Annotated in this window: 12 protein-coding genes; 10 read left to right on the top strand and 2 right to left on the bottom strand. The window is 68.7% G+C overall.

What is annotated here, in order from left to right; genetic code table 11:
• The 10 genes from J5F18_RS02315 to J5F18_RS02270 all read left to right on the top strand — a co-directional run.
• The coding region (locus J5F18_RS02315; protein ID WP_346300744.1) for a histidine kinase at positions 1–1,765 on the top strand (1,765 nt) is incomplete at its 5' end.
• A gap of 6 nt (positions 1,766–1,771) precedes the next feature.
• Entirely contained in the window at positions 1,772–2,437 is a 666-nt protein-coding gene (gene narL, locus J5F18_RS02310) for a two-component system response regulator NarL (protein ID WP_346300743.1), read from the top strand.
• Between the two features lie 265 nt (positions 2,438–2,702).
• Positions 2,703–4,331, top strand: coding sequence for an MFS transporter (locus tag J5F18_RS02305; RefSeq protein WP_346300742.1), 1,629 nt, complete (start codon positions 2,703–2,705; stop codon positions 4,329–4,331).
• 70 nt (positions 4,332–4,401) lie between these two features.
• Positions 4,402–4,860 carry a universal stress protein gene (locus J5F18_RS02300; protein WP_346300741.1) on the top strand — a complete coding sequence of 153 codons (459 nt, stop codon included), beginning with the start codon at positions 4,402–4,404 and terminating at the stop codon, positions 4,858–4,860.
• Between the two features lie 58 nt (positions 4,861–4,918).
• Positions 4,919–6,418: an MFS transporter gene (locus J5F18_RS02295; protein WP_346300740.1), complete on the top strand. Its 1,500-nt coding sequence runs from the start codon at positions 4,919–4,921 to the stop codon at positions 6,416–6,418.
• Positions 6,419–6,484: 66 nt separating this feature from the next.
• A complete protein-coding gene (locus tag J5F18_RS02290) occupies positions 6,485–7,765 on the top strand; it encodes a nitrate/nitrite transporter (protein WP_346300739.1) in 1,281 nt (426 codons plus the stop codon).
• A gap of 154 nt (positions 7,766–7,919) precedes the next feature.
• Positions 7,920–8,354, top strand: coding sequence for a hypothetical protein (locus tag J5F18_RS02285; protein WP_346300738.1), 435 nt, complete (start codon positions 7,920–7,922; stop codon positions 8,352–8,354).
• A gap of 13 nt (positions 8,355–8,367) precedes the next feature.
• Positions 8,368–8,934, top strand: a complete 567-nt coding sequence (locus J5F18_RS02280) for a hypothetical protein (protein WP_346300737.1) — start codon at positions 8,368–8,370, stop codon at positions 8,932–8,934.
• Between the two features lies 1 nt (position 8,935).
• Positions 8,936–9,538 (top strand): cytochrome c oxidase subunit 3 family protein, encoded by a 603-nt coding sequence (locus tag J5F18_RS02275; RefSeq protein ID WP_346300736.1) that lies wholly within the window; start codon positions 8,936–8,938, stop codon positions 9,536–9,538.
• Between the two features lie 13 nt (positions 9,539–9,551).
• Positions 9,552–9,854: a cytochrome C oxidase subunit IV family protein gene (locus J5F18_RS02270; RefSeq protein WP_346300735.1), complete on the top strand. Its 303-nt coding sequence runs from the start codon at positions 9,552–9,554 to the stop codon at positions 9,852–9,854.
• A gap of 93 nt (positions 9,855–9,947) precedes the next feature.
• Here the strand turns inward: J5F18_RS02270 and J5F18_RS02265 are convergent, their stop codons facing one another.
• Together J5F18_RS02265 and J5F18_RS02260 are read right to left on the bottom strand one after the other, a co-directional pair.
• On the bottom strand, positions 9,948–10,160 hold the full coding sequence (locus J5F18_RS02265; protein WP_346300734.1) for a hypothetical protein: 213 nt from the start codon (positions 10,158–10,160) through the stop codon (positions 9,948–9,950).
• A gap of 11 nt (positions 10,161–10,171) precedes the next feature.
• The gene (locus tag J5F18_RS02260; RefSeq protein WP_346300733.1) at positions 10,172–12,112 is read right to left on the bottom strand and encodes a VWA domain-containing protein; all 1,941 of its coding nucleotides are present in this window, start codon (positions 12,110–12,112) and stop codon (positions 10,172–10,174) included.
• Positions 12,113–12,125 lie beyond the last annotated feature (13 nt).

Genomic DNA, 12,125 nt, shown 5'->3' with positions numbered 1-12,125 from the left:
CCAGATCGTCAGCGCCCTGCAGCGCTACGAGCAGCAGCCCGGCGCCGAGACGCGCGACCGGGTGACCGAGCTGGCCGAGCGCTTCGAGCGGCGCCTGGCGAGCCCCGAGCTGACCGATGCCATGCCCCGGGCCGAGGACCACCCCCTGCAGCGCCAGCACCAATCGCTCCAGGCGCGCTGGGAAGAGGAGCTCGCCCCCCGGGTGGCGCTGGCCACGGCCGGCGGCGGCGTGGAGCCCGACCCCCTGCGCGAGACCCTCGACGACCTGGTCGCCGAGATCGACGCCATGGTCACCCTGCTGGAGCAGAACAGCGAGTCGAAGATCCAGCTGCTCAGCGCCCTGCAGATCCTCTTCCTGGGCCTCACCGCCGTGGTGGTGGTGATCGCCCTCTACGATATCCGTCACAACCTGGTGATGCCGCTGCGCCACCTGGTGGTACTGGCCCGCGAGGCCGCCCACCGCAACTTCGGCCACCGCACGCGGCTCGCCGGCAACGACGAGCTGGCGCTGCTGGGGCGCACCTTCGACGCCATGGCCGAGGAGCTCGGCGCCAGCTACGCCGAGCTGGAGGCGCGCGTCTCGCGCAAGAAGGCGGAGCTCGAGCGCAGCAACCGCGCCATGCAGGTGATGCACGACGGCAGCCGCGCCCTCTATGGCGGCGGCAACGATCTCTGCGCCAGCGCCGCGCCCATGCTGCGCCGCCTGGGGCAGCTGCTGGAGATCGGCCCCATCCGGCTGTCGCTCCACGATCCCTACGACGACCGCCAGGTCCCGATCCTCGCCACCCATTCGGCGCGGCGCCCCGAGTACTGCCGCGACCACGACTGTCACGCCTGCCTGCTCGACCCCCAGCCGCTGCTGCTGCAGGAGACCGAGGCGGGCGAATGCCTGCTGCTGCCGGTCAGCGTCGGCGAGCTGATGCTCGGCACCCTGGAGGTGTGGTACCCGAAGGCCTCACCGCTGCCCGACAGCAAGCGCCGCCTGCTCAACGCCCTGGCCGACCAGCTGGCCACCGCGGTCTATCTGCAGCGGCGCATCGAGGAGCAGCAGCAGGTGACGCTGATGAACGAGCGCACCATCATCGCCCGGGAGCTCCACGACTCCCTGGCCCAGTCGCTCTCCTACCTGAAGATGCAGGTGGCGCGCCTGGAGCGCATGCAGGCCAAGGGCATGCCGCCGAAGACCCAGGCGCCGGTGTTCGACGAGCTGCGCACCGGCCTGGACAGCGCCTATCGCCAGCTGCGCGAGTTGCTGACCACCTTCCGCCTCAAGCTCGAGGGCCCGGGGCTCGCCAGCGCCCTGCGCCAGACCGTCGCCGAGTTCGGCGAGCGGCTGGAGACTCGCATCGACCTGGAGGTCGACCTGCCGCCCCACCTGCTCAACCCCAACGAGGAGATCCATGTGCTGCAGGTGGTGCGGGAGTCGCTGGCCAATGTGGTCAAGCACGCCAACGCCCACTGGGCGGGTGTGTCGGTGGTCTTTCGTGCCGCCCAGCTGCATGTCGTCGTCGAGGACGACGGCGTGGGCCTGGCCGACGACAGCTCGCCGCCCATGCACTACGGGCTGGTGATCATCCGCGACCGCGCCGAGACCCTCGGCGGCGAGCTCAACCTCGCCAACCGCGCCCAGGGCGGCACTCGGGTGGCGCTTGTCTTCACCCCCCAGACCGCGCGCCTGATCCACCAGCACGTCGGCACCGCCAGCGCCCCCGTCGACCCGCGCCTCGACACCATCGCCACCGATCGCCACGGCCACAGGGAGTAAGCCAGGATGACCGATACGACCGACGAGACCCCCGCCAGCCTCCTGATCATCGACGACCACCCGCTGCTGCGCCGCGGCGTCTCCCAGCTGCTGGAGCTGGAGGAGGACATGACGCTGATCGGCGAGGCCGGCGAGCCCGAGGCGGGCGTCCGCCTGGCCCTGGAACTCGACCCCGACATGGTGCTGCTCGACCTCAACATGCCCGGCATGAACGGCATCGAGACCCTGAAGCGCCTGCGCGACGAGGGCTACGCCGGCCGCGTGGTGATGTTTACCGTCTCCGACCACGAGGAGGACGTGGTGGCCGCCCTGCAGGGGGGCGCCGACGGCTACCTGCTCAAGGACATGGACCCGGACGAGATGATCCGCCAGCTGCGCCAGGCGTCGCTGGGCCGCATGGTGATCAGCGAGAGCCTCACCGCCCTGCTGGCTGAGGCACTGCGCAGCCAGCGCAGCCAGCCGGCGGCGCCGGATATCCACAGCCTCACCCAGCGCGAGCGGGAGATCCTGAGCGAACTGGCCGGTGGCCTCTCCAACAAGATGATCGCCCGCAAGCTGGACATCACCGAGGGCACGGTGAAGGTCCACGTCAAGCACCTGCTCAAGAAGCTCAACCTGCGCTCGCGGGTCGAGGCCGCCGTCTGGGCGGTGCAGGAGGGCGCCAACCGCTAGCCGCCGGCGGTTCTCTGTGGATACCTCCAAATAACCCCGGGGCGCCAGCGCGCCCCTCCCCCTGCACCCCTCTCACCACAAAGCACAACAAAAACAGCTGGTTATCAGATTATCCCCTCTACCTCCCTGGAGGTACTTCGCCCGCGGCGGGCCGATTTCGGCCCGTTTCGCGCCCCTCGGCAGCGGCGTATCTTTCCCTCCATAAGGCTCGGCTTGATATCGATCAACCGCGGAGCCCACCGTTGGACCTCAAGGGGAAATCACCATGGCAAGATCGAGTGCCGAGAGCGGACGCGCCACGCGGACCGCCAGGAATGCCGATATCGAACACTGGGATGTCGAGAACGAGGAGTTCTGGGAGAGGGAAGGCAAGCGGGTTGCCAACCGCAACCTGTGGATCTCCATTCCCAGCCTGTTGATGGGGTTCGCGGTCTGGATGATGTGGGGCATGATCACCACCCAGATGCAGAACCTGGGCTTCCCGTTCAGCGTGGACCAGCTGTTCATGCTGACCGCCATCGCGGGCCTGGCCGGCGCCACCCTGCGCATCCCGGCCTCCTTCATGATCCGTATCGCCGGCGGACGCAACACGGTCTTCCTGACCACCGCCCTGCTGATGATCCCAGCGGCCGGCACCGGCCTTGCGCTGATGAACCCCGACACGCCGTTCTGGGTGTTCCAGGCCCTGGCGCTGCTCTCCGGCATCGGCGGCGGCAACTTCGCCGCCTCCATGAGCAACATCTCGACCTTCTTCCCCAAGAAGCAGCAGGGCTACGCCCTGGGCATGAACGCCGGCCTCGGTAACTTCGGGGTCACCACCATGCAGATCCTGATCCCGCTGGTGATGACCGTGGGCCTCTTCGGCGCCATCGCCGGCGACCCCATGCAGCTGCAGAGCGCCAGCGGTACCCTGATCGGCCGCATCGAGGCGGGCACCGACACCTGGATCCAGAACGCCGGCTTCATCTGGCTGCTGTTCCTGATCCCGCTGGCCTTCGCCGGCTGGTTCGGCATGAACAACCTGCGCCCCATCACCCCCAACCCGGGCGCCCCGGTCCAGGCCTTCGGCAAGATCCTGGGCCTCTACGGGGTCGGCATCCTCGCCACCGTGGCCGGGGTCATCGCCCTGGGCTGGCTGGGCATGTGGGTCGCCCTGCCGCTCACCATCCTGCTGACCCTCGGCCTGCTGCGCCTGATTCCCGGCGAGATCAAGCCCAATATCCAGAAGCAGTTCGCGATCTTCTCGAACAAGCACACCTGGTCGATGACGGTGCTCTACATCCTGACCTTCGGCTCCTTCATCGGCTTCTCCGCCGCCCTGCCGCTCTCCATCAACGTGATCTTCGGCAGCATGATGGAGGTGGCCGCCGACGGCAGCGTGACCCGGGTGGCCAACCCCGATGCCCCCAGCGCCCTGACCTGGGCCTGGATCGGCCCCTTCGTCGGCGCCCTGATCCGTCCCATCGGCGGCTGGATCTCCGACAAGGTGGGCGGCTCCATCGTCACCCAGGTGATCTCGGTGGTCATGGTGGTGGCCTCCGCCGTTACCGGCTACGTGATGATGCTGGCCTACAACTCCACCGACCCCAACAGCTACTTCTGGCTGTTCATGCTGCTGTTCGTGGTGCTGTTCGCCGCCAGCGGCATCGGCAACGGCTCCACCTTCCGCAGCATCGGCGTGATCTTCGATGCCCAGCAGAAGGGCCCGGTGCTCGGCTGGACCTCCGCGATAGCCGCCTACGGCGCCTTCATCGCCCCGGTGGTGATGGGCAGCCAGATTCGCGCCGGCACCCCCGAGCTCGCCATGTACGGCTTCGCGATCTTCTATGCGCTCTGCCTGGTGATCAACTGGTGGTTCTACCTGCGCAAGAACGCCTACGTGAAGAACCCGTGATTCACCGCTTCCTCTGCCCGGCGGCCGGCCCCGGCCGCCTCGCCTCTACCCCCACTGCTGGAGGTGCCCCATGAAGATCATGCTCGCCTATGACGGCTCGCGAAATGCCAAGCTGGCCCTGGCCCAGGCCGTGGAGATGTTCCGCTGCAACGCCCCGCTCCTGATCCTGGTGGCCGTGGCCGAGAACCCGCGGGACGCCACCGACGCCAACGAGGACCTCTTCCAGGAGGAGGTCGAGGAGCTGACCGCCGCCCTCGCCGAGGCGAAGGCCTTCGCCGAGGCGGAAGGCTTCGCGGTGGAGACCCATATCGCCGAGGGGGACGCCCGCAAGCAGCTGCTGGAGGCCACCCGCAAGCTCAAGCCGAACCTGCTGGTGATGGCCCGCCACAGCCAGAAGCCCGACGGCGGCATCATCGCCCAGTCGCTGAGCTACTTCGTCGACGAGCTCGACTACATGACCTTCGGCAGCGTCAGCTCCTTCCTGGCCCGCCGCGCCGAGGTCCCGCTGCTGATCTTCCCGAGCCCGTGAGCCCGCTGGATCGCCTCAGCGCCACTACCGCGTCCTTCCCCTTCAGGATGACCTCACCATGAAAGTCGCCGACCTCTTCAAGGTACGCACGCCGGAGATCAGGGCCCTGCACCTGACCTGGATCGCCTTCTTCATCACCTTCTACGTCTGGTTCAACATGGCGCCGCTGGCCACCAGCATGCTGCGCGACGTCGACTGGCTGACCCAGGACCATATCCGCCTCTTTGCCATCTGTAACGTGGCGCTGACCATCCCGGCGCGCATCATCGTCGGCATGGCGCTGGACCGCTTCGGCCCCCGCCGGGTCTTCTCGATCCTGATGGTGACCATGGCGATTCCCGCCCTGGCCTTCGCCTTCGGCAACACCTTCACCCAGCTGCTGGTCGCCCGACTGGTGCTGAGCTCCATCGGCGCCAGCTTCGTGGTCGGCATCCACATGACCGCGCTCTGGTTCAAGCCCAAGCACATCGGCTTCGCCGAGGGCTTCTACGCCGGCTGGGGCAACTTCGGTTCCGCCGCCGCCGCCATGACCCTGCCCACCATCGCCATCGTCTGGTACGGCGGCGACGAGGGCTGGCGCTGGGCCATCGCCCAGAGCGCCTTCGTGATGGCCGCCTACGGCGTCTACTACTGGTTCGCCATCACCGACGGCCCCTCCGCCACCTCCCACCGCAAGACCCGCAAGGCCCTGGCCATGGAGGTCAGCAGCTGGGGCGACATGATCAAGCTGATCCTCTGGACCATCCCGCTGGTGGGCTGTCTGGCCATCCTGGTGTGGCGCATCCAGGACATGGGCTTCATGTCCGTCACCGCGGCGGTGCTCTCCTACCTGGCGATCCTCGCCATCGTCATCTACCAGGTGGTGCAGATCATCCGCGTCAACGTGCCGATCCTGAAGAAGGGCGTGCCGGAGGACGACAAGTACCACTTCAACAGCGTGGCCGCGCTCAACACTACCTACTTCGCCAACTTCGGCGCGGAGCTGGCGGTCATCTCCATGCTGCCGATGTTCTTCGAGCAGACCTGGGGACTCACCGCCGCCGCCGCCGGCCTGATCGCCTCGTCCTTCGCCTTCGTCAACCTGGTGGCGCGCCCCATGGGCGGCGCGGTCTCCGACCGCATGGGCAACCGCCGCTTCGTGATGCTCAGCTACATGTTCGGCATCGGCATCGGCTTCACCCTGATGGGCATGATGAACGAGACCTGGCCGCTGATCCTGGCCATCGCCATCACCATCTTCACCTCCTTCTTCGTTCAGGGCTCCGAGGGCGCCACCTTCGGCATCATCCCCTCGATCAAGCGCCGCATCACCGGCCAGATCTCCGGCATGGCCGGCGCCTACGGCAACGTGGGGGCGGTGGTCTACCTGACCCTCTTCACCTTCGTCACCCCGACACAGTTCTTCTACATCCTGGCGGCGGGCGCCTTCTTCAGCTGGCTGGTCTGCTTCATCTGGCTCAAGGAGCCGGAGAGCGGCTTCGCCGACGAGTACTACCTCTCCTCGGTGGACAAGATGCTCGAGGAGCAGGAGCGACTGAAGGCCGCAGGCCGGGCCTGAGGACACGACACCCCGACCCGATGGCCGGCCCATGCCGGCCATCGCCTTTTCCAACAGGAGGGAGCCATGGCGTCACAGCGCTACAAGCAGTATTCGGTACTGACGGCCAACACCTTCGCCTTCACCATCTGCTTCATGGTGTGGACCATGTTCGGCGAAATCGGCGTCCCGATCGCCGAGGAGCTCGACCTCAGCGACACCCAGTTCGGCCTGCTGACCTCGGTGCCGATCCTCACCGGGGCGCTGATGCGCCTGCCGCTGGGGGCCCTGACCGACCGCATCGGCGGCAGGCCGGTGTTCATGGTACTGATGCTGGCCACCGTGCCCGCCATCTGGGCGGTGCAGTTCGCCACCCAGCTGTGGCAGCTGCTGCTGCTCGGCGCCGTGGTGGGCCTGGCCGGCAGCGGCTTCTCGGTGGGCATCACCTACACGGCCAAGTGGTTCCAGCGTGACCGCCAGGGGCTGGCCATGGGCATCTTCGGTGCCGGCAACGCCGGGGCCGCCGTCACCAAGTACATCGCCCCCACGGTGATCATCCTGCTGGGCTGGCAGGCGGTGCCCAACATCTATGCGGCGATCATGCTGATCACCGCGCTCTTCTTCTGGTTCTTCACCTTCACCGATCCCGGGCATCGCAATGCCGATCGCCCCTCCCTGCGCGAGCAGATCGCGGTGCTGCGTGACCCCAAGGTGTGGAAGTACTGCCAGTACTACTCGGTGGTATTCGGCGGCTACGTGGGGGTCTCGCTGTGGCTGACCCGCTACTACATGAACGAGTACGGCATGGGCATCCAGCTGGCGGCGCTGATCGCCACCATCTTCGTGCTGCCCTCCGGGGTGATCCGGGCCTTCGGCGGCTGGCTCTCCGACCGCTTCGGCGCCCACGCGGTGACCTGGGCCTGCATGTGGGCCAGCCTCGCCGCACTGTTCGTGATGTCCTATCCCCATACCAGCTATGCGATCCAGACCGTGGATGGCGGTCAGCTGCAGTTCAGCTTCGGCATCCCGATCTGGCTGTTCACCTTCGCCCTGTTCGTGGTGGGCATCGCCTGGGGGATCGGCAAGGCCTCGGTGTTCAAGTACCTCTCCGACGAGTACGACCGCAATCTGGGACTGGTCTCGGGTATCGTGGGCCTGGCCGGCGGGGTGGGCGGCTTCCTGCTGCCGATCATGTTCGGCGCCCTGGTGGATATCACCGGCGTGGCCACCTCGGTGTGGATGCTCTGCTTCGGCGTGACCCTGGTCTCGATCATCTGGATGTGGTGGACGGAGCGCCGGGTGCCCATGTTCACCCGCGACGCCTACCACCAGGCCACCGTGGTCGAACCCCGGCGCCAGGAGGCCTGAGCGGCAACACCCAGCACCGCCCATATCCGAGTGTCTCACTGCGACTTTGATCTTCGACAAGGACCCTGCCGGCAGGACGAGGCATAGTGCAGGAACAGCGTCTGGAAGGCGGGGCCCTGCGCCCCTGCCCCAGCCATTTCAGCGGGAGGCCATCATGTCCGACACCTCACTCTCGAGCGTCACCGACGCAACCCTCGACACCCGCGGCCGTGGCCTGGCTGCCGCGGTCTATATCCTCTACCTGGGCAGCATCATGGCGGTGATCACCGCGCCGATCGGCGTGCTGCTCGCGCACCTGCGTCGCGGCCGCGTCTCGGCGCTGGCCGACAGCCACCTGCAGTTCCAGATCCGCACCTTCTGGCTGGGCGCCCTGGCCGCCGCCGCCGCCCTCGCCGCCTGGAACCTGCTCGGCCTGGTGGGCGCCCCCGCCTGGGCCTCCTGGACGCTGGGCTACGGCTTCTTCACCGCCTGCCTGGCCTGGACCATCGGTCGCTGCGGGGTCGGCATCCATCGGCTGATGGCCGGCCGCCCCCTCGACAACCCGCGCAGCCTGCTGTTCGGTGGCGCCGCGGTGCGCCTCAATGACTGACGGAGGAGTCGCCATGCGCCGTACCGCAATGCCACGCGCCAACGCGTCAGCCCGCTCCGCGGGGGTCACCGGCCTGGCCTGGGGCTTTATCCTCTTCTCGCTGGCCGTGCTGGGGCTGCTTGCCCTGCCCCTGGCCCCGGGAGAGGCACTGGCCGCCTCCCTGGGAGTCGAGGTCGGCAGCGGCGGGCTGACCGGCGGCGTGGCCTGGCTGGCCGAGCGCAGCGCCCGTGTGGCCAGCCTGCTGATGCTGGGCGCGCTGGTGACCCTGACCCTGGCCATCGCCCTGCTGTGCCGCCTCGCCTGGGCGCGTCGCGCCTTCATCGCCCTGATGGCGGCCGGCTTCGTGGGCGTGCTGGGCGGTGCGGCGCTGACCCCGCTGACCTTCGGCCTGCTGCCCGAGGCGGCCACCGGCGAGGCGGTCAACCCCTCCGATCCGGTGGCCGGTCTGGTGGGCCTGCTGGGGGGGCTGATCCTCGTGGCCACCCTGTTCACCGCGCTCTTCGCCTGGGCCGGCTGGAAGCTGAGCACCCCGGCGGTGCGCGCCGAATTCGAGCGCATGCCCGTCCCCGCCGAGGGCTGAGATGAAAGGGGCTGAGATGGCCGAACGCGACGCCCGGCCGGGCAAGGCGCTGCCCAACCCCGGCTGGGGGCCGCTCTCGGCGCTGCCGGGCAATCCGCTGATGTGGGTGCTGATCCTCAGCGAGATGCTGGTGTTCGCCGCCTTCTTCGGCCTGTTCGCCTGGCTGCGCGCCGGCGAGCGGGAGGTGTTCGACGCCTCCCAGCAGCTGCTCGACCCGGTCGCCGGGGGCCTCAATACCCTGGTGCTGCTGACCAGCGGGCTCTTTGCGGCCCTCGCGGTGCAGGCCATCGGCCGCGGCGAGAGGCGGCGCTGCCGCCAGTGGCTGGCCGGGGCCTTCGCCCTGGGGGTGGTGTTCTGCGTGGTCAAGGTGGTGGAGTACGCCGACAAGCTCGGCCAGGGCCTCATGCCAGAGACCAACACCTTCTTCACCTTCTACTATCTGCTGACCGGCTTCCACTTCGCCCATGTGCTCTTCGGCCTGGGGCTGATCGCCCTGGTGGCCTGGAAGCTCTCCCACGACAACGTCGAGACCGCCGCCGCCTTCTGGCACATGGTCGACCTGATCTGGATCCTGCTCTATCCCATCATCTACCTGCTGAGGTGAGCCCATGGGCGATATGAAGACAGTCGCAGGCGACTCGGCCACCCGCCGGCTGCTGATCACCTGGGCGGTGCTGATGGGCCTGACCCTGATCACCATGGCCTCGGCGCGGCTCGGCGGCGAGGCACGCCTGGAGGCGCTGCCGCTCTGGTCGGCGGCGCTGCTGCTGGCCACCACCTTCTTCAAGGCCCACCGGGTGCTGATGGTCTATCTGGGCCTGGGGGACTCGACGCCGGCCTGGCGCGGCGCCTTCACCGGCCTGACCCTCTTCACCCTGCTGCTGGTGGGCGCCGGCTACCTGGTGGCCCAGGTGGCTTGAACTAGCCTCTCGCTGTCTCGGAAGCCTGTAGCGAGAGGCGCCGCCCATCACGGGCGGCGCGTCTCTCTGCTGAAACGGTCTGGTGGATAGGGCTCAGGGCGGCGGGCCGACGCCGGCCCAGTCGGCCAGGCGGCGGCCCAGCCAGATCAATCCCCAGACGGCGAAGGGCACCGCGAACATCACCAGGATGCCCCAGTCGCGGGTGTTGATGAACCAGGCCAGGGTGGAGATCACCACCAGGGCCACCAGCAGGCCCACGACCACGGCGATGGCGGGACGACGGTTCGGCGCGGCGGCGTTGCTCATGGCAGCCCTCCTCAGTGGCCGATGATCTGGCGGTAGATGCCCGGCAGCGCCAGGGCCAGGTGCTCCGGGCGGTTGACGATGGCGTAGCTGCCGCGGCCGAACAGGTGCGAGACGTACTGGTGCGCCTCGCGATCCACGGTGACGCCGAACACTCGCACCTCCTGCTGGCGCGCCTCGAGCACCGCCCTGCGGGTGTCCTCGATGCCGTAGCGCCCCTCGTAGTAGTCGGTGTCGTTGGGCTTGCCGTCGGTGATGACCAGCAGCAGGCGGTGGCGGTTGGGGCGCTTGGCCAGCTCCTGGGTCACATGGCGGATCGCCGGCCCCATGCGGGTGTAGTGGCCGGGCTTGAGGGCGGAGATGCGCCGCGCCACCCGCTCGCTCATGGTCTCCTCGAAGGCCTTGATCGTGTTGACCCACACCTTCTGGCGGCGGTGTGAGGTGAAGCAGTGGATGGCATAGTCATCACCGCAGCCGGCCAGGCCGTGACCCAGCACCAGCAGCGCCTCCTTCTCCACGTCGAGTACACGACGATCCTCCAGCCAGGCATCGGTGGAGAGCGAAACATCGATCAGGATATCCACCGCCAGGTCACGGGCCTGCTCGCGGGCCGCCATGTAGAGACGGTCGCTGGCCTCGCCGGTGGCGGCCAGGTCGCAGCGCGAGCGGATCACCGCGTCCATGTCGAGCTCGCTACCGTCGAGCTGGCCGCGCAGGATCTCGCGGCGGGGACGCAGCGCCTCGAATTCGCGCCGCACCCGGCGGATGCGTCGCCGGGTGGCCTCGTCCGGCTCCCACTGCTCGCCCTCCTCGCTCTGCAGGTCGGTATGCACCTGGCAGTGGTCGGGCAGGTAGCACGCCTTGCGGTAGTTCCACTCCGGGTAGAGGTGCTTGCCGCGCAGCCGCTCGCCGAGGACCTCGTTCGGCGGCAGGTCGAGGTCGACCTTGAGCCGGGTCGCCGCCCGCTGCTTGTGGGGGCTGATGACGATCTCCTCGATCTGTTCGGCGGCGCGCTTGGCCTCCTCATCCTCGTTGTCCTCCACCAGGCGGTTGAGGTTCACCATCTCGGTCCAGGAGAGCATCTTCTCGAAACGGTTGGCCACCAGCGGATCGTCGCGCTCGGACTGGTCCTGGTGGCGGCGATCGGCCTTGCGCTTGCCCTCGCTGGCCTGCTGGGCGCTGTTGGCCTCGCCGTCGTGGGGGTCCTCGTCGCGCTCCTCGCGGCCGTGGCCCAGGCCCAGCTGCACCACCTGTCCCCACAGCGGCACCGGCAGCGGCGGCCGATAGCCGCGGGGCGCCTGGAACGGCTCGAGGGGGCTTGCCGGGTCGGCCACCGCGGCGGCCATGGAGGCGGCCCAGCCCTCCAGGGGGGTATCGTCACCCAGCAGGGCGCGCAGCGTGGCCTCCAGGGCCTGCTCAAGGGGGGGCAGCTTGCGGCGGGCCGGGCGAACCGCCAGCAGCACCGCGCAGAGGTTGCGATAGCGCCCGGCGAGGCCGGGGAAGCGGGCCAGGGCCGCCTCCGTGGCCCGCATCGCCTCACGCAGCCGCGCCAGGTCGTTCTGCAGCGGATCGGCATGCACGCCCGGGCGCCGCGCCACCGCCAGGTAGGCGGTCAGCCAGAAATAGAGGTCGCGGTTCAGGCGCGCCTCGGGGAAGAGGTCCAGGGTCGGCGGCAGCAGCAGGTTCTCCTCGTCGCGGCGCGCCTGGTCCACGGCCTCGTCGTCGAAGCCGAGGCGCTGGCGCAGCGAGAGCCGGTGCAGGGAACTGCGCGCCACGATGGCGGCGACCTCCAGGCCGCACTCGCCGCCGCTGGCGCGAAAGAAGACGCCGAGCACGTGGCGCAGCTCCTCCAGGGCCACGGCGGCCTCGGGGTGACGCCGGTAGCTGGCGGCGCTGGAGGCCCAGCGGTGCCAGTGGCGGCCGACGAACTCCTCGACCTCGAGAAAGTGCAGCATGGCGGACTCCCCT

Source organism: Halomonas sp. BM-2019 (assembly GCF_017584085.1).
This window is presented reverse-complemented; position numbering and strand designations above follow the sequence as displayed.

What these genes read in the sequence shown, in the direction of transcription:
- narL (WP_346300743.1), top strand. Translation starts at nt 1,772, where the DNA reads ATGACCGATACGACCGACGAGACCCCCGCCAGCCTCCTGATCATCGAC.
- J5F18_RS02305 (WP_346300742.1), top strand. Translation starts at nt 2,703, where the DNA reads ATGGCAAGATCGAGTGCCGAGAGCGGACGCGCCACGCGGACCGCCAGG.
- J5F18_RS02300 (WP_346300741.1), top strand. Translation starts at nt 4,402, where the DNA reads ATGAAGATCATGCTCGCCTATGACGGCTCGCGAAATGCCAAGCTGGCC.
- J5F18_RS02295 (WP_346300740.1), top strand. Translation starts at nt 4,919, where the DNA reads ATGAAAGTCGCCGACCTCTTCAAGGTACGCACGCCGGAGATCAGGGCC.
- J5F18_RS02290 (WP_346300739.1), top strand. Translation starts at nt 6,485, where the DNA reads ATGGCGTCACAGCGCTACAAGCAGTATTCGGTACTGACGGCCAACACC.
- J5F18_RS02285 (WP_346300738.1), top strand. Translation starts at nt 7,920, where the DNA reads ATGTCCGACACCTCACTCTCGAGCGTCACCGACGCAACCCTCGACACC.
- J5F18_RS02280 (WP_346300737.1), top strand. Translation starts at nt 8,368, where the DNA reads ATGCGCCGTACCGCAATGCCACGCGCCAACGCGTCAGCCCGCTCCGCG.
- J5F18_RS02275 (WP_346300736.1), top strand. Translation starts at nt 8,936, where the DNA reads ATGAAAGGGGCTGAGATGGCCGAACGCGACGCCCGGCCGGGCAAGGCG.
- J5F18_RS02270 (WP_346300735.1), top strand. Translation starts at nt 9,552, where the DNA reads ATGAAGACAGTCGCAGGCGACTCGGCCACCCGCCGGCTGCTGATCACC.
- J5F18_RS02265 (WP_346300734.1), bottom strand. Translation starts at nt 10,160, where the DNA reads ATGAGCAACGCCGCCGCGCCGAACCGTCGTCCCGCCATCGCCGTGGTC.
- J5F18_RS02260 (WP_346300733.1), bottom strand. Translation starts at nt 12,112, where the DNA reads ATGCTGCACTTTCTCGAGGTCGAGGAGTTCGTCGGCCGCCACTGGCAC.